16 protein-coding genes are annotated in these 19436 nt (G+C 68.6%); 9 read left to right on the top strand and 7 right to left on the bottom strand.

The window, feature by feature from the left end:
- Positions 1 to 6: 6 nt before the first annotated feature.
- The 4 genes from AC07PA_RS13420 to AC07PA_RS13405 form a co-directional block, all read right to left on the bottom strand.
- On the bottom strand, positions 7 to 1011 hold the full coding sequence (locus AC07PA_RS13420; RefSeq protein ID WP_494608095.1) for a Bug family tripartite tricarboxylate transporter substrate binding protein: 1005 nt from the start codon (positions 1009 to 1011) through the stop codon (positions 7 to 9).
- Between the two features lie 48 nt (positions 1012 to 1059).
- On the bottom strand, positions 1060 to 2274 hold the full coding sequence (locus AC07PA_RS13415; protein WP_494608093.1) for an acyl-CoA dehydrogenase family protein: 1215 nt from the start codon (positions 2272 to 2274) through the stop codon (positions 1060 to 1062).
- Between the two features lie 159 nt (positions 2275 to 2433).
- Positions 2434 to 4011, bottom strand: a complete 1578-nt coding sequence (locus tag AC07PA_RS13410) for an AMP-binding protein (protein WP_494608091.1) — start codon at positions 4009 to 4011, stop codon at positions 2434 to 2436.
- Positions 4012 to 4160: 149 nt separating this feature from the next.
- Positions 4161 to 5135, bottom strand: coding sequence for a LysR family transcriptional regulator (locus AC07PA_RS13405; RefSeq protein WP_007857974.1), 975 nt, complete (start codon positions 5133 to 5135; stop codon positions 4161 to 4163).
- A 141-nt stretch (positions 5136 to 5276) separates the two neighbouring features.
- Here AC07PA_RS13405 and AC07PA_RS13400 point away from each other — a divergent pair, with 141 nt between their 5' ends.
- Positions 5277 to 6383, top strand: a complete 1107-nt coding sequence (locus AC07PA_RS13400) for an LLM class flavin-dependent oxidoreductase (protein ID WP_007857973.1) — start codon at positions 5277 to 5279, stop codon at positions 6381 to 6383.
- A gap of 67 nt (positions 6384 to 6450) precedes the next feature.
- Here the strand turns inward: AC07PA_RS13400 and AC07PA_RS13395 are convergent, their stop codons facing one another.
- Entirely contained in the window at positions 6451 to 7473 is a 1023-nt protein-coding gene (locus tag AC07PA_RS13395) for an ABC transporter substrate-binding protein (protein WP_494608088.1), read from the bottom strand.
- Between the two features lie 223 nt (positions 7474 to 7696).
- Between AC07PA_RS13395 and AC07PA_RS13390 the strand changes: the two genes are divergently transcribed.
- The 8 genes from AC07PA_RS13390 (at position 7697) to AC07PA_RS13355 (ending at position 16568) form a co-directional block, all read left to right on the top strand.
- The gene (locus AC07PA_RS13390; protein WP_494608086.1) at positions 7697 to 8518 is read left to right on the top strand and encodes a class II aldolase/adducin family protein; all 822 of its coding nucleotides are present in this window, start codon (positions 7697 to 7699) and stop codon (positions 8516 to 8518) included.
- Entirely contained in the window at positions 8515 to 9672 is a 1158-nt protein-coding gene (locus tag AC07PA_RS13385; RefSeq protein ID WP_494608084.1) for an acyl-CoA dehydrogenase family protein, read from the top strand. The genes AC07PA_RS13390 and AC07PA_RS13385 overlap by 4 nt, the downstream gene beginning before the upstream one ends.
- Complete coding sequence (locus AC07PA_RS13380) at positions 9669 to 10649, top strand: NAD(P)-dependent oxidoreductase (protein WP_494608082.1); 981 nt, start codon at positions 9669 to 9671, stop codon at positions 10647 to 10649. The genes AC07PA_RS13385 and AC07PA_RS13380 overlap by 4 nt, the downstream gene beginning before the upstream one ends.
- 109 nt (positions 10650 to 10758) lie before the next feature.
- The gene (locus tag AC07PA_RS13375) at positions 10759 to 11712 is read left to right on the top strand and encodes an ABC transporter substrate-binding protein (RefSeq protein ID WP_007857968.1); all 954 of its coding nucleotides are present in this window, start codon (positions 10759 to 10761) and stop codon (positions 11710 to 11712) included.
- A 76-nt stretch (positions 11713 to 11788) separates the two neighbouring features.
- On the top strand, positions 11789 to 12994 hold the full coding sequence (locus AC07PA_RS13370; RefSeq protein WP_494608079.1) for an MFS transporter: 1206 nt from the start codon (positions 11789 to 11791) through the stop codon (positions 12992 to 12994).
- A 159-nt stretch (positions 12995 to 13153) separates the two neighbouring features.
- Positions 13154 to 14617, top strand: a complete 1464-nt coding sequence (locus AC07PA_RS13365) for a GGDEF domain-containing protein (protein WP_007857966.1) — start codon at positions 13154 to 13156, stop codon at positions 14615 to 14617.
- 215 nt (positions 14618 to 14832) lie between these two features.
- Positions 14833 to 15888 carry a methionine ABC transporter ATP-binding protein gene (locus AC07PA_RS13360; RefSeq protein ID WP_494608077.1) on the top strand — a complete coding sequence of 352 codons (1056 nt, stop codon included), beginning with the start codon at positions 14833 to 14835 and terminating at the stop codon, positions 15886 to 15888.
- Between the two features lie 14 nt (positions 15889 to 15902).
- A complete protein-coding gene (locus tag AC07PA_RS13355; protein ID WP_007857964.1) occupies positions 15903 to 16568 on the top strand; it encodes a methionine ABC transporter permease in 666 nt (221 codons plus the stop codon).
- A gap of 105 nt (positions 16569 to 16673) precedes the next feature.
- Here the strand turns inward: AC07PA_RS13355 and AC07PA_RS13350 are convergent, their stop codons facing one another.
- Both AC07PA_RS13350 and fabI read right to left on the bottom strand, forming a co-directional pair.
- Positions 16674 to 17768: an IS5 family transposase gene (locus AC07PA_RS13350; RefSeq protein WP_494608289.1), complete on the bottom strand. Its 1095-nt coding sequence runs from the start codon at positions 17766 to 17768 to the stop codon at positions 16674 to 16676.
- Between the two features lie 791 nt (positions 17769 to 18559).
- Positions 18560 to 19351, bottom strand: a complete 792-nt coding sequence (gene fabI / locus AC07PA_RS13345) for an enoyl-ACP reductase FabI (protein ID WP_007862144.1) — start codon at positions 19349 to 19351, stop codon at positions 18560 to 18562.
- Positions 19352 to 19436: the final 85 nt, after the last annotated feature.

Genomic DNA, 19436 nt, shown 5'->3' with positions numbered 1-19436 from the left:
AGCGCCCTACATGGGCTCGATCTGCGCCTTCTTCATCATGGCCTCGGTCAGCAGCATCTCCTTGGTGAAGTTGCGCCGGTAGGCCTCGGCGTCCATGGGAGTGACCGTGCCGCCTTGCTCCTCCAGCGCGGCGACGATGGACGGCTGCTTGAGCGCCTTGTCGAAGGCGGCACGCATGCGCGCCACGATGGGATCGGGAGTGCCGGCAGGCACCGACACTCCGCCCCAGGACGTCAATTCCACCCCGCGCACGCCCAGCTCGGCCAGCGTGGGCACCTGGGGCAGCTTGGGGTTGCGGCGCGTACCCGCGATCGCCAGGGCGCGCAGCTTGCCGGCCTGGATGTTGGAGTACGCCACCGAGAAGATCGGTGCGCCGAAGGTGACCTGCCGGCCCATGACAGCATTGACGATCTCCGACGCGCCCTTGTAGGGCACGTGGGTGACCTGCGCGTCCACCGCACTCAGGAGCAGCTCCACCCCCAGGTGCGAGGGCGTTCCCACCCCGCCCGAGGCGTAGTCGAGCTTGCCGGGCGCCGAGCGTGCCTTGGCGAGCAGGTCGTCCAGCGTGCGGATGTCTGAGGCCGCGTTGACGATGAGCACGATGTCCGCGCTGGTCAGGCCCATCACGTGCTGGAAATCCTTGAGCGCGTCGTAGCCCGGCGCCTTGTACATGTGCATGCTGGCGGCCATGGGCGCGCTGGAGTAGATCCAGGTGTAGCCGTCGGGGGCGGCCTTGGCCACCTGGCGCGCGCCCAGGTTGCCGCCCACGCCGCCGCGGTTCTCGATCACCACGGGCTGGCCCAGCTCGCGGCCCACGGCCTCGTGGATGATGCGTGCGGTGGTGTCAGGCGCCGTGCCCGCGAGGAACGGTACGACCCACTTGATGGGGCGCGCAGGCCAGGGCTCGGCCGCCCGCGCCGCGCCCAGCGGGAACAGGGCGGGTGCGGGCAGCAGGCTGGCGGCCAGGGCCTGGCCGAGGAACTGTCGGCGTTGCAAGGTGCGTGTGCTCATGTCGTTGTCTCCTGTCTTTATAGTGGAATCGGTCGCTTGCCGGCGAGGTCAGGCGGGCGGCGCCAGCAGCTCCTTGGCGATGGTGTTGCGCTGGATCTCGCTGGTGCCCGTGAGCACGCGGTACATGCGCAGCATGCGGAACAGGAACTCCACGCGCCGGCCCTGCACGATGCCCTCGCCGCCATGGATCTGCACGGCCCGGTCGGCGATGCGAAACGCCGTCTCGGAGCAGAACAGCTTGGCCATCGAGGCCTCGGCCCGGGCCTCGCTGCCGGCGTCGATCTGGCGCGCCGTGCCCAGCATCAGCGCGCGGGCCGCGCACAGCTCGGTCGCCATGTCGGCCAGCATGTGCTGGATGGCCTGGAAGTCGCCGATGGCGCGGCCGAACTGGCGGCGCTGCAGCGCGTAGTCACGCGCATCGCGCAAGGCCAGCTGCGCCAGGCCCAGCATGGCCGGGCAGTGCAGCAGGCGGTTCACGGTGATGCGCCCCAGCGCCAGCGCCAGGCCCCGGCCCGGCTCGCCGATCAGGTTGGCAGCGGGCACGCGGCAGCCTTCGAGCACGATGTCCCCGGTGGACGACTGGCCGGCCATGGTCTTGTAGCCCGTCTCCACCCGCACGCCGGGCGCCTTGAGGTCCACGAAGAAGGCCGTGACCTCGCGCTCGGCCGGATCGCTGGCCGTGGAGGCCATCAGCACCGCGTAGTCGGCGAACGGCGAGCCCGAGATGAAGCGCTTGCGCCCGTCGATGACGAAGCTGTCGCCGTCCCGCACCGCACGCGTCTGCACCGCGCCCGCATCCGATCCGGCCTCGGCCTCGGTCAGGGCAAAGCAGATGGCCTTGTCGGCCCGGGCCACGGGCGCGATGAACTGCTGCAGCTGGTAGGGCGTGGCCTGGCGGGCCAGCGCGCCGACACGCGGCGGGCCGCTCAGTTCGCCGAACACATGGGGCGCAAAGGGCGAGCCGCTGGCGTAGATGGCCTCCTTGATGAGCACATGGTCCAGCACCGACAGGCCCAGGCCGCCCATGGCCGTGGGCAGGGTCATGCCGTAGAAGCCCAGCGCGTGCGAGCGCTTCCACACCTGCTGCAGCAGGGCGCGGTCGGCGCCGTGCTCGTGGTCGGTGCCATGCGCGCGCGCCAGTGCGGCCAGCTCGCCATGCAGGAACTCGTTGATGCGGCCGATGAGCTCGGCTGCGCGCTCCGAGCCTTCGAAAGGCACGTTGAACAGCGGGGCGGGGATGGGGTTGATGGAATCGGTTTTCATGTTTGTCTTTCTTCTGTCGTTGGACAGAGTTGCCTTGTGCATCGCCTGCTGCGTGCAAAACTGGCGCAGCCTGGGCCAGTGCCGCCCTGCAAGGGCCGCCCCGCCGCAGGGGCGACGTCCCCCTTCCAGGGGGAAGGCGCGAAGCGACTCAGGGGGTTGTCAATTCACCATGCGGCTGTGGCCGGTCCAGTAACGCGCCTGGATGGCCTTGCGCATGACCTTGCCGTTGGGGTTCTTGGGCAGCGAGGCCACGAACTCGATGTGCCGCGGCCGCTTGAAGCCACCCAGCAGCGGTGCGCAGAAGCGCGCGATGGCCTCGGCGTCCGCGTCGCGCCCGGGCTTGAGCACCACGTGCGCGGCCACGGCCTCGCCCCATTTGTCGTCGGGGATGGCGAAAACGCAGGCATCGGCCACCGCATCGTGCTGGTAGAGCACCGCCTCGACCTCGGAGGGATAGACATTGAAGCCGCCGCTGATCACCATGTCCTTCTTGCGGTCGACGATGTAGACATAGCCTTCGTCGTCGGCCCGCGCCAGGTCGCCCGTGTGGTAGCGGCCGTCCTTGAGCACCTCGGCCGTGAGTTCGGGCGCGCGCCAGTAGCCGGCGAAGACATCGGGCCCGCTGACCACGATCTCGCCGATCTCGCCCTGGGCCACGGGCTGGCCCTCGTCGTCCACGATCTCCACCAGCGATTCCAGGAAGGGCCGGCCGCACGAGGCCAGGCGCTCGGGCAGGGCGGCGCGGGCGAACAGGTGGTCCTCCACCGACAGGCCGCACACGCCCGAGGTGGTCTCGCCCGCGCCATAGCCCTGCGACAGCACCGGGCCGAACACGTCCATGGCACGCAGGATGCGCGCGGCCGCCATGGGCGCGGCGCCGTAGCCCAGGCGCTGCAGGTCGGGCAGGGGGCGGTACTGGCCCTCCAGCTCGGCCAGCAGCATGTTGATCATGGTGGGCACCATGAAGGTGTGGGTCACGCGTTCGGCGCGCATCTCGGCGATGAAGCGGCCCGGCTCGAAGCCCGAGAACAGGCGGATGGTGACGCCGCTGCACAGTGCCGGCACCAGTTGCATGCCCGAGGCATGGGTGACCGGCCCCACCAGGCCCAGCAGATGCCCGGCGCGCATGCCGTCCGAGCGCATGAGGAACTTGCGCAACTGCGCCAGCCGGTTGCCGAAGGTCTGCATGGCCGCCTTGAGAACGCCCGACGAACCCGAGGTGTAGTGCAGCACGGCCACCTCGTCGGCCGTGACGCGCTCGGCCGTGAAGGCATCGCTGGCGGCGGCCAGCGCGGCCTCGTACGAGGTGTCCGCCGGGCCGTCGAGCAACAGCAGGCGCGGCATGGGGCCCGTGATGTGAGCGCGGAAGGACTCGGCGCGCTCGGCCGTGGTCACGATCACCGCGGCATCGCTGTTGGCCGTGATCGCGCCCACCTCGGCAGGCGACAGGCGGGCATTGAACGGCGCCTTGATGAAGGCGCCCTTGTAGCAGGCCAGCTCGATCTCGACGATCTCGGTGCAATTGGGCAGGTAGATGCCCACGCGGTCGCCGCGCACCAGGCCCATGCCGCGCAGGGCATTGGCCAGGCGGTTGGAGCGTTGCTCCAGCTCGGCATAGGTGAGGCTGCGCGTGGCGCTGGTGACGGCAAGCTGGCGCGCGTGGGACCGCGCGCTGCGCGAGACGAGTTCGCCGACGTTGGCGATGGCGGCGGTGGTGGGGAGGGCGGGCTGTGGCATAGGTCTCCTGGAATGCGCCATGTCCCGGTCGGAACGGCATGCCAGGCACTGTTGCAGAAGACCGCCTGCTACAGGAAATACCGTTTACTGATGCCGACCCATCAATAAAAATGATGGAATCGACCTGTAGGGTCTGCGGGGACTGAACGTCAGACCGGCAACTCGGCCTGCCAGGCGCCGGAACGCACCAGCCGCGTGGTTTCCTGCACCAGTGCGTCGATGACCACCTGGGTCGGGGCATCGATCACCCGGTCCGCCGCGGTCGCCAGGGTGTAGGCGCGCGGCAGCAGCGGGCGCACGACGCGGGCCACGATCCAGCCCTGCTGGTCTTGGTGCGGGCTGTCTGCCAGCGAGCAGGCGGGCGTGAAGGTGAAACCCGCTCCGCATTGGTAGAGCGAGCGGATCACGCGCGCCGAGTCGTGCTCGTGCACCACGTTCAGGGCCACGCCCAGGGCACTGGCGGCCTCTTCCACGTTCTGGCGGATCGAGAAGCGGCGTGACTGCAGCACCAGCGGCAACTGCGCGGCCTGGGCAAAGTCGATCTCGGGGTGGCCGCCCGCCGCGCGCCCGCGCGGAGCAGGCCGCAGCAGCGGGGCCACCGTGCCATCGGCATCGTGGCCGCAGACGAAGATGGCCTCGCGCGCCAGCGGCGTGCAGCGCAGGTTGTCGAGCTGCGGCGTGTCCACCAGGATGCCCACGTCGGCCCGCCGGTCAAGCATGGCCTTGCGCACCATCAGGCTCAGGTCGTCGAGCACGAACACGCGGATGCGCGGGTGGCTGTGCTTGAGGCGGGCCAGCACCGGCCCGAGCAGCAGCGAGGCCAGCAGGAAGGGCGCCGCCACTGTCACCGATCCCTCGGGCCCCTGCGGCAGGCGCTGGATGCGTTCGCGCACGGCCTCGGCGTCCGAGAGCAAGCGGCGCGCGTCCTCGTACAGCTGCATGCCGGCCGGCGTGGGCGTCACGCCCGCGTGCGAGCGGTCGAACAGTTGCGTGCCCAGCTCGGCCTCGAGCTTCTTGATCTGCGCGGTGAGTGCTGGCTGGGCCACGTACAGCGACCCCGCGGCACGCGAGAGGCTGCCGGCTTCGAGCACGGCGATGAAGTAACGAAGGGTGCGCAGGTCCATGCCATGACTCTACCCGGTGGCCGGGCGGGGCAGGCCGGGTATGCGTCCACCGAGTTTGCAAACGCGGTTTTCTTCGTTGGCAGGGCGCAGTGGGCTCCGGATGATGGGCGCAGTCCCCCATTCGACCACCAGGAGCCCGCTATGCCCGTCCAGTTCATCGGTATGATCCAGCCGCACGAAGTCTCTGAAACCATTGCCCGCAAGGGCCCGGCCGTGGATTCAGCCTATGTGCGCGTGTTTGCCCAGGCGCACGAGCATGCGGGCTTCGACCGCATCCTGGTGCCGGCCAGCTCGTCGAGCCCGGACACGCTGCTCACCGTGGCCTATGCCGCCTCGGTCACCGAGAAAATCGGGTTTCTGCTGGCCCACCGCCCGGGCTTTGTCGCGCCCACTCTGGCCGCGCGCCAGCTGGCCACGCTGGACCACTACACGGGCGGGCGCCTGGCGGTGCACTACATCAGCGGCGGCTCTGACGAGGACCAGCAGCGTGACGGCGACTTCCTGGACCACGACCAGCGCTACGCCCGCACCGACGAGTACCTGGAGCTGCTGCGCCGCGTGTGGACGGCCGACAAGCCCTTCGACCACGAGGGCGCCCACTACCGTGCCAAGGGCGTCTGGTCCGAGGTCAAGCCGCTGCAGCAGCCCTATGTGCCGATCTACTTCGGCGGCGCCTCGGCACCGGCGCTGCAGGTGGCTGGCAAGCATGCCGACGTGTATGCCCTGTGGGGCGAGTCGCTGGCCCAGGCCGGCGAGCTGGTGCGCCGCGTGCGCGCCGAGGCCACGCTGCATGGGCGCGAGGTGGAGTTCAGCATCTCGTTCCGCCCCATCCTGGGCAAGACCGAGGAAGAGGCCTGGGCGCGTGCCGACCAGATCCTCGAAGACACACGCCGCCTGCGCGTGCAGCAGGGCTACTCGCGCGGCGTCGGCCCTCAGCAGAGCGAAGGGGCCCAGCGCCTGCTGGCCGATGCCGCCAAGGGCGACCGCGTGGACGAGCGCCTGTGGACGGCCATCGCGCGCGAGATCGGTGGGCGCTCCAACTCCACCTCGCTGGTCGGTACGCCCGAGCAGGTGGCCGATGCGCTGCTCAAGTACTACGACCTGGGCATCACCACCTTCCTGATCCGTGGTTTCGACCCGCTGGTCGATGTGATCGACTATGGCCGCGAGCTGCTGCCCCTGGTGCGCGCCAAGGTGGCCGAGCGCGACCGGCAGGCAGCGGGCCAGGTGGCGTTGAAGGTCGCCTGAGCCTTTTTTTGAATCCATGGCACTGCGGCGCCCCTCCGCAAGGAGTGGGCGCCGCAGTGCATGGCGATCAGGCGGGGGAGGGCGCGGCGCTCCGGGCGCCGATGGCGCTGCCGAAGCTGCGGTCCCACAGCGGTGCCACCTGGGCCGGCCCGTCGAGCACGCCCAGCTGCAGGAAGGTGTCGGCCACGGCCTGGTGGCCCTTGACCACGCCGTCGTCCACGGCGCGCAGGTCGTAGTCGGTGCTGCGGTTGTTCCACAGCTCTATCAGGTCGCCCACGGGCACGCGCGTCTCTTCCGACTGCGCGCGCGCATAGGCCAGGTAGTTGCCGTTGGCCCAGAGGTAGGCGCGGCGCAGGCGCTGCAGGTAGTCGCTGATGGCGGCGTGCTTGAGTGGATCGGCCACCGACTTCGGGTTGGCATAGACCGGGAAATTGCCCGAAAGGTAGCCATCGCCCGTCTTGAGCACGCGTGCGCCATAGCGCAGGCGCGCCAGCTGGCCGTTGTAGCCGTAGATGGCCCAGGCATCGAGGTCGCCGCGGTCGAAGGCCGAGAGGCCGTCTGCCGGCGTGAGGTTCACCGCGTTGATGTCGGCAAACGACAGGCCGGCCTCGGCCAGTTGCCGGCTCAGGTAGTAGTGCGAGGTGGTCGCGCGCACATAGCCCACGCGCTTGCCCTTGAGGTCCGCGATGCGCTGGATGGGCGCGTCCTTGCGCGCCAGCGTGACCTGGTTGTTCAGGTCCTCGCGCACCACGGCGACAAAGCGCACCTGTGCCTTCTGGCGTGCGGCGAACAGGGCAGGGATCTCGCTGCCCGAGCCCAGGTCGAGTGCGTCGCCGTTGATGGCCTCGATGTGCAGCACGCCGTTGTTGAGCTCGCGCCACTCGATGCGGTAGGGCGTCTGGCCCTGGCCGCTGGCCGCGATCAGGGGGCGCCACAGGCCCTTGTAGGTGGCGATGCGCAGGGTGACCTTGGACAGGTCGGTGGCGCCGGCCGCCAGCGCGGGCGCGCCCAGCGTGGCCAGGGTGGCAGCGCCCAGGCCGGCGCCCAGCAGGGTGCGGCGGCGGGTGCCGGAGGTGGTTGGCACTGGCATGGAGAAAGTCCTTTCGTCGTTCTGCGGGAATGCCAAGGGTCCGACAACGCGCCCCGGGCCCCAACGACCATTGCGTAGCATCGATATGCGAAAAATCAGCGCCTTGCCGCGTGTACCCGGCCTCATGCCAAAACCGAATGTGCACACGCGCTTTTCTTCGTTGGTGGTACCGGGGGCGGCCCTTAAGGTGGGCAGCACATTCCCCCAGACACAAGGCCTCCCGATGTCCTCCTCTGCCACGCTGCTGCATGCGCCGAACCTTCCCGCCCGCAATCCCGTACCCCAGCGCAAGGACTGGTTCGACCCGCCGGCCGCACGCCCCACGCTGGAGGCCGAGCGCCGCCACCGCCAGGAGAACCTGGCCGTGGCCTTTCGCCTGTTCGCCCAGCACGGCTTCGACCATGGGCTGGCGGGTCACATCACGGCGCGCGACCCGGAGTGGGCGGACCACTTCTGGGTCAACCCCCTGGGCCTGCACTTCTCGCAGATCAAGGTGTCGGACCTGCTGCTGGTCAACTCCCAGGGCGAAATCGTGGTCGGCAACGGCCCGCTGAACCGTGCAGCCTTCGCCATCCACGCGGCGCTGCACGAAACGCGGCCCGACATCGTGGCCGCCGCGCACACCCATTCGACCTACGGCAAGGCCTGGTCGGCACTGGGCCGCCGGCTCGACCCGCTGACGCAGGACTCGTGCATCTTCTACGAGGACCATGCGCTGTTCGACGACTTCACGGGCGTGGTGCTGGAGACCGACGAGGGTTTCCGCATCGGTCAGGCCCTGGGCAACCAGAAGGCCGTGATCCTGCAGAACCACGGCATCCTGACGGCCGGCCCTTCGGTGGAGGCCGCTGCCTGGTGGTACATCGCGCTCGAGAACGCCTGCCACACCCAGTTGCTGGCCGAGGCCGCGGGCGTGCCCCGGCCCATCCGCCCCGAGGTGGCGCGCCACACGCATTCGCAGATCGGCGGGCCGGGCGGGGCGCATTTCACCTTCAAGAGCCTGTTCGACATCGTGGTGCGCGAGCACCCCGAGGTGCTGCAGTGAACGCGCCGCTCACCGCCGGGCAACTGGCCCGCACGCTGGCCGTGGAGTTCGGCGCGCGCGCCGCGGCGCACGACCGCGAGGGCAGCTTTCCGCACCGCAACTTCACCGAACTGCAGCAGGCCGGCCTGCTGTCGCTGGCCGGGGCGCGCCACCTGGGCGGGCAGGGCGCCTCGCTGACCCAACTGGGCGAGGTGGTCGGCGCCGTGGCCCAGGGCTGCCCGGCCACCGCGCTGGTGCTGACCATGCAGTACATGCAGCAGCGCGCCATGGGCCGGGTCGGATCGCCCTGGCCTGAGGCGCTGGCGCGCCAACTGGTGCTGGAGTCGGTGCGCGAGGTCTCGCTGGCCAATGCACTGCGCGTGGAGCCCGAGCTGGGCACGCCCGCACGTGGTGGCCTGCCTGCCACCGTGGCACGGCGCGCGGGGGATGGCTGGCGCATCAGCGGCCACAAGATCTATTCGACCGGTGCACCCATCCTGCGCTGGTACGTGGTGTGGGCCCGCACCGACGAGGAGGCGCCGCGCACCGGTGCCTTCCTGGTCCGCGCGGGCGCACCCGGCATCCGCATCGAGCCCACATGGGACCACCTGGGCCTGCGCGCCAGCGGCAGCCACGACGTGCATTTCGACGGCGTGCCCGTGCCCGCCAGCCAGGCACTGGAGCTGCGCCCGCCGCAGGACTGGGCACGCGGCGACCCGGCGGCCCAGGCCGAGATGGTGCTGCTGCTGGGCAGCCTGTACACCGGCGTGGCACGGGCTGCGCGCGAGTGGCTGCTCGACTTTTTGCGCACGCGCACCCCCGCCAGCCTGGGTGCGCCGCTGGCCAGCCTGCCGCGCGTGCAGGAGGCCGTGGGCACGCTCGAAGGGCTGCTGCTCACCAACGAGCGCCTGCTGCGCGGCCTGGCGGCCGATGTGGATGCCGGTGTCCCGGTGCCGTCGGTGGACAGCGGCCTGATCAAGTCCTCGGTGACCCACAACGCCGTGCACGCGGTGGAGGTGGCGCTGTCGCTCACCAGCAACCATGGGTTGGCACGCAGGAACCCGCTGGAGCGCCATCTGCGCGATGTGCTGTGCGGTCGCATCCACACGCCGCAGGACGACAGCGTGCACGTGGCGGCCGGCAAGGCCGCCCTGGGGCAGGGGGCTGCCGCATGAGCGCCGTGCTTGCCCTCCGGCCCACGGTGGTCCTGAACCAGACCGGCGAAGCGGCAGACCTGCTGCTGGCCTCGGCGGCACTGCCGGTGGAACTGGCGACCGACCCCGCGGCGCCGCCCTGGACGCGCGCTGGCGAGGTCGACGTGCTGTTCACCGGCCCACGCAACGGCTGGCGCGATGCGCCGGTGGAGGCGCCCGCGGGCTGGCCCGGCCGGCTGCAGTGGGTGCATCTTGCGTCTGCCGGCATCGATTTCTTTCCGCCCTGGCTGCTCGAGGTGCCGCTGGTGACCTGCTCGCGCGGCGTGGCCGCTGTGCCGATCGCCGAGTACGTGCTGACCGCCTTGCTGGCGCACGAGAAAACCTGGGACACGCTGCAGGTGGATGGCGCCAGCCGCTGGCGCGACACCTTCCAGCGCGTGGACCGGCAGCCCTCCGGGTCCTTGCGCGGGCGTTCGCTGGGCATTGCCGGCTACGGCGCCATCGGGCGCGAGGTGGCGCGGCTGGCCCAGGCCTTCGGCATGCAGGTCACGGCACTGCGGCGCGGTGGTGCACCGGTCGATGGCGTGCAGTCGGCCGCTTCCATCGAAGAGCTGCTGGCCGCATCGGACCACCTGGTGCTGGCCCTGCCCATCACGCCCGAGACGCACCACCTGCTCAACACTGCCACCCTGGCCCATGCCCGGCCCGGCCTGCACCTGGTGAACATCGCGCGTGGCGCGCTGGTGGACCAGCAGGCGCTGCTGCAGGCCCTGGACGAGGAGCGCCTGTCGGGCGCCACGCTCGACGTGACCGACCCCGAGCCACTGCCCGACGGCCACCGGCTCTACCGCCACCCGCGCGTGCGGCTCACGCCCCATGTATCGTGGGCGGCGCAGGATGCGGGCGAGGTCACGGCGCGCAAGTTCGTGGCCAACCTGTCGCGCTTTCTCGCCGGGCAGCCGCTGGAGGACGTCGTGGGCCGGGCGCGCGGCTACTGAGAAAACCGCATATGCATGGCCGCAAGCCTTCGTTGGCCGGGCGCGCCATGGGTGCTGCAATGGCGGCGGTTCCCACCGATTGACGATCCTCCGTTCACCAACCACCACCATGCTGCGCCGCCAATTCAACCACCTGCTCACCGCCTCCGTCGCCGCCAGTTCCTTCCTCTCGCCGGTGCTCACGCATGCGCAGTCGCGCGTGCTGCTGCGCGCGGGTGACCAGAAGGGCGGGCTGCAGGCCCTGCTGGATGCCGCAGGCGAGCTCAAGAACCTGCCCTACGACATCAAATGGAGCGAGTTCCCGGCCGCCGCGCCGCTGGCCGAGGCGCTCAACGCCAATGCCGTGGACTTCGGGCCCATCGGCGATGCGCCGCTGCTGTTCACCCTGGCCGCGGGCAGCCGCGTGAAGGCCTTTGCCGCGAGCCGGTCGGACGCCTATGGCACGGCGGTGCTGGTGGCGCCCAACTCGCCACTCAAGACCGCAGCCGATCTCAAGGGCAAGAGCATTGCGACCAACCGCGGCTCCATCGGCCACTTCGTCACGCTCAAGGTGCTGGAGTCAGCGGGCCTCAAGGCCGACGACGTGCAGCTGCGCTTCATCCCGCCACCAGACGCCAAGCTCGCGCTCACCCAGGGCTCGGTCGATGCCTGGGCCACCTGGGAGCCCTACACCGCGCTGGCCGAAACCAGCGGCCACGCGCGCGTGCTGGTCAACGGGCGCGGGCTGTGGACCGGCCTGAGCTACCTGGCCGCCACCGAGGTGGCCCTGGCCGAGAAGACCGCGGTGCTGCAGGACTTCAAGGAGCGCGTGGTGCGCGCCCAGGTCTGGTCCTACCAGAACGCCAAGCCCTTCGGCCAGTCGCTGGCGCGCATCATCGGCATCCCGGCCGACGCTGCCCAACTGCAGTTCGAGCGCCGCGCCACGCGCTGGCAGGACATCGACGCCCAGGTGCTGGCCGACCAGCAGCGCACGGCCGATTTCTACCTGGCGGCCGGCCTGATCAAGCAGCGGCTGGATGTGCGCGGTACCTTCGATACGCGCTTCAATACGGCCAAGGCTTGATCGCCGGGGCCCCTGGTGCCGGGGCATTGGATGCGCTGCCAGCAGCCTTGCGCGCTGCACCGCACAATCGGCGCATATGACTTCTTCCTCGACGATGCTGCGCCTGATCGGCGTGGCGGCCTTTGCCAGCATGGCGTCCATGCGCATTTGCGACCCCATGCTGGTCGCGCTGTCCAGCGAATTCCAGGTCACCACGGGCGATGCCTCGGCCGTGATCGCTGCCTTTGCCGTGGCCTACGGGGTGCTGCAGCTTTTCTACGGCCCGCTGGGTGACCGGCTGGGCAAGCTGCGCGTGATCGTGAGCGCCACGTTTGCCTGCGCGCTGTTCAGCGCCGTGACCGCGCTGGCGCCCACGCTGCCGGTGCTGGTGGCCTCGCGCGCCTTCATGGGCGCGGCGGCGGCCGGCATCATCCCGCTGTCCATGGCCTGGATCGGGGACAGCGTGGCCTACGAGCAGCGCCAGGAGACGCTGGCCCGGCTCATGGTGGCCACGGTATCGGGGATGATGGCGGGCCAATGGTTCGGCGGCTTCGCGGTGGAAGCCCTGGGTTGGCGCTGGGCGTTCGCCGTGCTGTCCGTGCTGTTCCTCACGGCCGCCACCATGCTGCTGCGCCAGGTGCGCGCTGCACAGGCCAGTGCGGCCATGTCGGGGGAGGGGGCCGGTGCGCCGGCGCCGTTCTCGCTGCGGGCCTACCTGGCGACCACGGGCCGGCTGCTGCGCATGCCGCGCGTGCGCTGGGTGCTGGCCATCGTTGCGGTCGAAGGCGCCCTGGGCTTCGGCACCATGGCCTTCGTGCCGGCGCGCATGGTCGATGGCTTCGGCCTGTCGGCGTCGGCCGCGGGTGGCGTGATGGTGCTGTATGGCGTGGGCGGGCTGGTCTACAGCCTGATGGCGCGCCGCTGGCTGGCCTTGCTGGGCGAGAAGGGCCTGGCCTTGCTGGGCGCCTTGATGATCGGCACGGGCCTGCTGTTGCTGGCCTGGGCGCCTTTGGTACCCCTGGCGGTGCTGGGCTGCTTTCTTGCCGGCCTGGGTTTCTACATGCTGCACAACACGCTGCAGGTACAGGCCACGCAGATGGCGCCCGAGGCGCGCGGTGCAGCCGTCACGCTGTTCGCCTGCCTGCTGTTCCTGGGCCAGTCGCTGGGCGTGCTGGCCGTCGCAGCCAGCGTGGACCGGGGCTGGATCGCTCAGGTATTCTCGATTGCCGCCGCGGGCGTGGTAGTTCTGGGGGTGCTGGTATCGCGCAGGGTCCAGGGTCGGGTGGTGGCTGTCACTGCCTGACGGCCGTTGTTCTGGCCCGCGGTACCGGGGTGCATGCCCGGCCCCTGGTCTGGAGGCAAGAGAGTATGCGCGGGCACGCGGTCTGCCGGTTCACCGATATAAAGGAAGCGGTCAGGCTCGGTCCCGCGTGGTGCTGGATCTGGCGGCCCCGAGGTGCCCATGACAGAGGAATCCGTACCTCCCCCCGGTTCAGCCCCGGCGTGGCCTGCCATCGCCAGAGAGTCCGCGCTGGATGCGCTGCTGCTCTGCAGCCTGGTGTTCGGTTTTGCCCTGTTGGGCATCCTGACCCGGCCCACCGGGGCGCTGGCGGCGTTCTGGCCTGCCAATGCCGTCTTGCTCGGTGTGCTGGTGCGCCGGCTGCGGCCGACTTCCGTGCTGGCATGGTGCGGCGCGGCTGCCGGTTTTGTCCTGGCCGATGTGGTCATGGGCGGCACCTGGCCCAAGGTGGCTTGGCTCACACTGGCCAACATGGCCGGTGTCATCGTGGGCTACCTGCTTTTCTCCCGCATACCGCTGGGCCACCGGCGCCTGCTGCAACCCCTGTCGGTGGTCTACCTGATCGTCATCGTGGCCATGGCCTCGCTGACTGCCGGCCTGGTGGGCATGGTGATCAATCCGCTGCTCTTCCATGGGTCGCGCGCTGACGGCATGCTGATCTGGTTCACGGCAGAGTTGGTCGATTATCTGGTGATCCTGCCCGTGATACTGACCATGCCGACCTTGCGGCGCCCGCTGCGCGGCCAGCGGCGCCGCGAAGTTGTGCTGCGCCTGGATCTCCTGAAAATGGCGCCGGCGTTGACCTTGTTTCTGGGCGGTGCGCTGGGCATGGTCATCAGCGGACCGGGTGCCGTCTCCTACCTGGTGCCCGGCCTGCTGTGGTGTGCCCTGACCTACAGCCTGTTCGTGACGGCGGTGCTCACGCTGCTGTGCAGCGTATGGACTCTGATGGCGGTATCGGTCGGCTACCTGCACCTTGGGTCGGACTTCGGCGGGCAATACGAACTGCAGTCGTTTCGCATCGGTGTGGCGCTGATGGTGCTGGCTCCGTTGTCGGTGGCCAGCGTCATGGCTGCCCGCAACGAAGCGCTGCGGCAATTGCAGCACGCTGCCACGCATGACCACCTCACAGGGGTGTTCAACCGGGCCGGTTTCATGGACCGTGCTGAGGCACTGTTTCGCGATACGGTGGGGCGTCAGCGGGAGTTTGCTGCCCTGATGCTCGACATCGACCACTTCAAGAAGGTCAACGACGTGCATGGGCATGCGGCAGGCGACCTGGTGCTGGCGGATTTTGCGCAACTGGTCAGCCGCTGCCTGCGTGAAACCGACGTGCTGGGCCGTCTGGGAGGCGAAGAGTTCGCGGTACTGCTTCCCGATGGCTCTGCGCAGGTGGCACAGACGGTCGCCCAGCGCATCTGCGATGCGTGCGCGGCGCATGCCACCACGCTGGAAGACGGCACGCCACTGGTCTCCACTGTCAGCATCGGGGTGGCGCATGTGCCGCGCCTGCCAGCGAGCCTGGATGCCCTTCTTTCGGCGGCTGACGCGGCGCTGTACCGCGCCAAGCAATCGGGGCGCAACAGGGTGGTGTTTGGTGACGAGCCCCCGTGCGCTGTGCCTTGATTGATGCGGGGCCCCGCATCCCGCCTGTCCTGCGCCGGGTGGCGGCACGGCCCGGGCGGTCCTGGTACCCCATGGGAAATTTCCAAATAACTTTGATGTCTTATTACTTTATTTTTCTATAGTTGGATTTCTTATGGCGCAATAGTACATTCCCTTATCCTTTCCAACCAGGGCCGGACCTGTGCCACAGGCGCAGGGCGGCCTTTTGACTTTTCATGATCGACTTACGGGGTATCACCCAGATTTACCCGGGCCCACAAGGCCCGGTGGAAGCCCTCAGGGGCATCGACCTGCACATCCATCCGGGCGAGGTCTTCGGCATCATCGGCAAGAGCGGTGCGGGCAAGAGCTCGCTGGTGCGCGTCATCAACTTGCTCAACCGCCCCACACAGGGCGAGGTCATCGTCAATGGCCGCGACCTCACCAAGCTCAATGACGCGCAACTGCGCGAGGCGCGCCGCGACATCGGCATGGTGTTCCAGCATTTCAACCTGCTGTCCTCGCGCACCGTGTTCGACAACGCCGCGCTGCCGCTGGAACTCGCGGGCATGGACAAGGCCGCCATCCGCGAGCGGGTGAACCCCTTGCTGGAGCTGGTGGGCCTGTCGGCTCTGGCCAACCGCTACCCGGCGCAGATCAGCGGCGGGCAAAAGCAGCGCGTGGGCATTGCGCGCGCACTCGCCAGCCGCCCCAAGGTGCTGCTGTCCGACGAAGCCACCTCGGCCCTGGACCCCGAGACCACGCGCTCCATCCTCGACCTGCTGCGCCAGGTGAACCGCGAGCTGGGCCTCACCGTGGTGCTCATCACCCACCAGATGCAGGTCATCAAGCAGGTGGCCGACCGCGTGGCCGTGATCGAGGCCGGCCGCATCGTGGAGCAGGGCCGCGTGCTGGAGGTGTTCACCCGCCCCGAGCAGGCCATCACCAAGAGCCTGATCGACGAGATCTTGCCCCAGGAGCTGCCCGCCAGCGTGCTCGAACACGTGCGCAAGCTCACCGGCCAGCTGGCCACCACGGCGCCGGGCCACGCAGGCCGGCTGCTGCGCCTGTCGTACTCGGGTGACAGCGCCTACCAGCCCATTTTGTCGCAGCTGATCCGCGAGTTCGGCGTGGACATGAGCATCCTGCACGGCCAGGTCGACGAGATCCAGGACGAGACCTTCGGCTCGCTGGCCGTGTACGCCAGCGGCGAGCCCGAACGCCTGCGTGGTGCCGTGGAGCACCTGCGCGCCGGCGGCGTGGCCGTCGAAGAAGTCACGATTGAAACCTGAGGGGCAAGAAAGCAATGTTCGACCATTTCACTCCGGCCATGCTGGAACTCTTTGCCTCGTCCTTGTGGGAAACGCTCATCATGGTGGGCATCTCGGGTCTCGTCGGCGGCCTCATCGGCGTGCCGCTGGGCGTGTTTTTGCGCCTCACGGACCACGGTGGCGTGCTGCAGAACGGCCCTGTCAACAAGCTCGTGGGCTGGCTGGTGAATGCGGTGCGCTCCACGCCCTTCATCATCTTGCTGGTGGCCATCATCCCGTTCACGCGCTTCATCACGGGCTCGTCCATCGGCACGGCGGCGGCTGTGGTGCCGCTGACCATTGCAGCGGCTCCGTTCGTCGCGCGCCTGGTGGAAGCGGCGCTGCGCGAGGTCGACCATGGGCTGGTCGAGGCGGCCCAGGCCATGGGGGCGACGACCAGCCAGATCGTCTGGAAGGTGTTGCTGCCGGAGGCTTTGCCTGGCATCGTTGCAGGCTTGACCATCACCTTCGTCAGTCTGACTGGCTACTCGGCGATGGCTGGGGCGATTGGTGGTGGCGGGTTGGGGGATCTGGGGATTCGTTATGGATACCAGCGGTTTCTGCCGGAGATCATGCTGGCGGTGGTGCTGGTTCTGATCTTTTTTGTGCAGGCGGTGCAGAGCCTTGGGGATTGGGCTGTGCGTCGGCTGAGCCATCGCTAGTCTCTGTGATGGTTGCCGCATGCCTTGATTGAGTGCGGGAGCCGGGATGTGCGCCCGGCGGCGCAGTAACTTTCTCTTGCGTCGCCAAGAGGGTGTAGAAGAAATCTATTTCAACCGCCCCAACAGCATCCGAGCCTGCGCAAGCCATACCCATGCCGCGGCATAGAACGGCTTGCGGTCGTGGTGCATCACCAGCCTGCGATTGCGCTCCAGCCACGCATGGGTGCGCTCCACCACCCAGCGCTTCTTGGCAATGGCAACCGGCTGCTCGTCGCTCCACAGAGACTGCTGGGCATCGTCCCATCGATGTCCAGCACTGTGGCGCACGATGCGTACCTGCACCTGATGCGCCTTCTCGATCTGCTGGGCGCATTGCCCTGCATAGGCGCTGTCGGCCCACAGTGCCTTGACCGAACCATCCGTGCGCTTGCACGCCTGGGCTACCGCTTGGGCCGCCGCTGCCCGGTCTTGTACCGCTGCGCTGGTGATCACCACTGCCAGTAGCAGGCCCAGGGTATCCACGACCAGATGGCGCTTGCGCCCCTGCACCTTCTTGCCTGCATCAAAGCCCAACGTTCCGCCCTGGGGGCTGCCTCGGTTGGACTGCGAGTCGATGATGGCTTCGCTGGGCTGGGCTGCGCGCTCCACCCGCTGGCGCCACTGCTGGCGCAAGCGCTCGTGCAGCGCCTCGAACTTGCCTTGGCGGGCCCACAGCACAAAGGCCTTCTGCACGGACTGCCAGGGCGGATAGATCTGCACGGGCAGGTTGCGCCAGGAAGAGCCGGTGCGCAGCACATAGCAGCACGCATCGACGATGCTGCGCCGCGAGTAGGTGGCAGGCCTGCCGCGCGAGCCTGGTTCGGGCTCGAACAAGTCCTGGGCCAGCGCCCATTCGGCGTCGGTCAGGGCGCCGGCGATGCCTGGCGAACTGCCGGGTCGATGCAGGGCGTTGTAGCCGTAGCGCTTGCCAGGCTGCTGGGGCTGTGCGCGCGACAGCTGTTGCTTGGGCCGTGCTCGCTGCAGGCCGGCTGCCTTCAGGGCCGCGCGCATGGTCACCGCACTGGGCGCATTGCGCCCCATGCGATCTGCCCAGGCCAGCGCCAACTCGGACAGGGTAGCTTGAGGGTTGTCTCGAACCACCTCGCGCAGGGCAGCATACTCGCTGGGAGGGATCACGGGTGGCCGGCCTGTCCTTGCCATTGCATTGCTCCTGGTAAGTCAATGCGGCAGGATCATAATTTATTTGTTCTACACCCTCCAAGAGAAAGTCACCAAAGAGAAGGCGACCCCCAGTCTGCGTCCCCCTTCGCCCGGAGGGCGAAGGGGGCAGCCTGCGATGCTCGGCTCTGGGGTGGTGCCGCTGAACTCGCTGCGTTCCCCCTGCGGGTGAACTCCGCTCAAACAGCAGCGGCAAGTCAGTTCACGAAGCGTGTGTGTCCTTCGGCACACACGCCCACCCCAGCTCCTGCGCTTCTCGGCGCAGCCAGAAGGGGTGGGGAGCGGGGTCAAAGACGGCTGCTGCTTCGCAGCTACGCCTGGGGTCGGTTCGCGCTGCGCGCTGCCGACATGCGGGGCGCGATCGCCCCGGCGAGCCGAGCGCAGCGAAGGACCACAGGCCGAGCGAAGCAATGGCCCGAGTGGAGCCCGCTCCCACCCCCTTCTGACCGTGCCGAGAAGCGCAGGGCCTGGGGTGAGCGCGTGCCGAAGGACACGCGCCTCGTTGTCTGACTCACCGCGGTTGTTTGAGCGGAGTTCGCCCGAAGGGGGAACGCAGCGAGTTCCGCGGTGCACCCCAGGACCGAGCATCGCAGGCTGCCCGTAGCGAAGCGAAGGGACACGGGCAGCGGGGTCGCCTTTCTTTGGGGTACGTTTCTTTGGCGACGCAAAGAAAGGTACCTCGGCCGCCGGGCCGAGACCCGGCCTCCGCCCTCAAAGAAAAACAGAAGCACCCACAGCCAAAGAGCGGCGAAGCTTCAAGACAACCAAGAAAATCAGCCTACGGTGTCCCGGCTGACCCCAGCCGTCTGGCTGAACCCACCATCCACATACGTGATCTCGGCCGTCATCCCGCTGGCCAGGTCCGATAGCAAGAACGCCGCCACATTGCCCACGTCCTCGATGGTCACATTGCGGCGCAATGGAGAAGAATCCGCCACCATCGACAGCAGCTTGCCGAAATCCTTGATCCCGCTCGCAGCCAGCGTCTTGATCGGCCCGGCGCTGATGCCGTTCACGCGCATGCCCTTGGGGCCCAGCGCCTCGGCCAGGTAGCGCACGCTGGCTTCCAGGCTGGCCTTGGCCAGGCCCATGGTGTTGTAGTTGGGGATGGTGCGCAGCGCGCCCAGGTAGCTCAGCGTGATCAGCGACGACTTCTCGTTGAGGTAGGGCAGGGCCGACTTGGCCATGGCCGGGAAGCTGTAGGCGCTGATGTCGTGCGCGATGCGGAACGACTCGCGCGACAGGCCTTCCAGGAAGTCGCCGGCGATGGCCTCGCGCGGCGCGAAGCCGATGCTGTGCACGAAGCCGTCGAACTTTGGCCACACCTGGGCCAGGTCGGCGAACATGCGGTCGATCTGCTCGTCGCTGCCCACGTCGCAGTCAAAGATCAGCTTGGAGTCGAACTCGGCCGCGAAGTCGGTGATGCGGTCCTTGAAGCGGTCGCCCACGTAGCTGAAGGCAAGTTCTGCGCCTTGGGCGTGGCAGGCCCGGGCGATGCCGTAGGCGATGGAGCGGTTGGACAGCACGCCGGTGATGAGCAGTTTCTTGCCGGTCAGAAAACCCATGGTTCGTTCTCCTGTGGAATTTTGGGGTAATGCAATCAATCAATGAGTGAATGAATGCGTAAGAAGGGGCGATGAAGGGCCGGGT

The sequence above is a fragment of the Acidovorax sp. GW821-FHT09B03 genome, assembly GCF_059418305.1.
This window is presented reverse-complemented; position numbering and strand designations above follow the sequence as displayed.

Bases quoted from the DNA above. Each gene is read 5' to 3' on its own strand.
- AC07PA_RS13420 (WP_494608095.1), bottom strand. From the start codon at position 1,011: ATGAGCACACGCACCTTGCAACGCCGACAGTTCCTCGGCCAGGCCCTG.
- AC07PA_RS13415 (WP_494608093.1), bottom strand. From the start codon at position 2,274: ATGAAAACCGATTCCATCAACCCCATCCCCGCCCCGCTGTTCAACGTG.
- AC07PA_RS13410 (WP_494608091.1), bottom strand. From the start codon at position 4,011: ATGCCACAGCCCGCCCTCCCCACCACCGCCGCCATCGCCAACGTCGGC.
- AC07PA_RS13405 (WP_007857974.1), bottom strand. From the start codon at position 5,135: ATGGACCTGCGCACCCTTCGTTACTTCATCGCCGTGCTCGAAGCCGGC.
- AC07PA_RS13400 (WP_007857973.1), top strand. From the start codon at position 5,277: ATGCCCGTCCAGTTCATCGGTATGATCCAGCCGCACGAAGTCTCTGAA.
- AC07PA_RS13395 (WP_494608088.1), bottom strand. From the start codon at position 7,473: ATGCCAGTGCCAACCACCTCCGGCACCCGCCGCCGCACCCTGCTGGGC.
- AC07PA_RS13390 (WP_494608086.1), top strand. From the start codon at position 7,697: ATGTCCTCCTCTGCCACGCTGCTGCATGCGCCGAACCTTCCCGCCCGC.
- AC07PA_RS13380 (WP_494608082.1), top strand. From the start codon at position 9,669: ATGAGCGCCGTGCTTGCCCTCCGGCCCACGGTGGTCCTGAACCAGACC.
- AC07PA_RS13375 (WP_007857968.1), top strand. From the start codon at position 10,759: ATGCTGCGCCGCCAATTCAACCACCTGCTCACCGCCTCCGTCGCCGCC.
- AC07PA_RS13370 (WP_494608079.1), top strand. From the start codon at position 11,789: ATGACTTCTTCCTCGACGATGCTGCGCCTGATCGGCGTGGCGGCCTTT.
- AC07PA_RS13365 (WP_007857966.1), top strand. From the start codon at position 13,154: ATGACAGAGGAATCCGTACCTCCCCCCGGTTCAGCCCCGGCGTGGCCT.
- AC07PA_RS13360 (WP_494608077.1), top strand. From the start codon at position 14,833: ATGATCGACTTACGGGGTATCACCCAGATTTACCCGGGCCCACAAGGC.
- AC07PA_RS13355 (WP_007857964.1), top strand. From the start codon at position 15,903: ATGTTCGACCATTTCACTCCGGCCATGCTGGAACTCTTTGCCTCGTCC.
- AC07PA_RS13350 (WP_494608289.1), bottom strand. From the start codon at position 17,768: ATGGCAAGGACAGGCCGGCCACCCGTGATCCCTCCCAGCGAGTATGCT.
- fabI (WP_007862144.1), bottom strand. From the start codon at position 19,351: ATGGGTTTTCTGACCGGCAAGAAACTGCTCATCACCGGCGTGCTGTCC.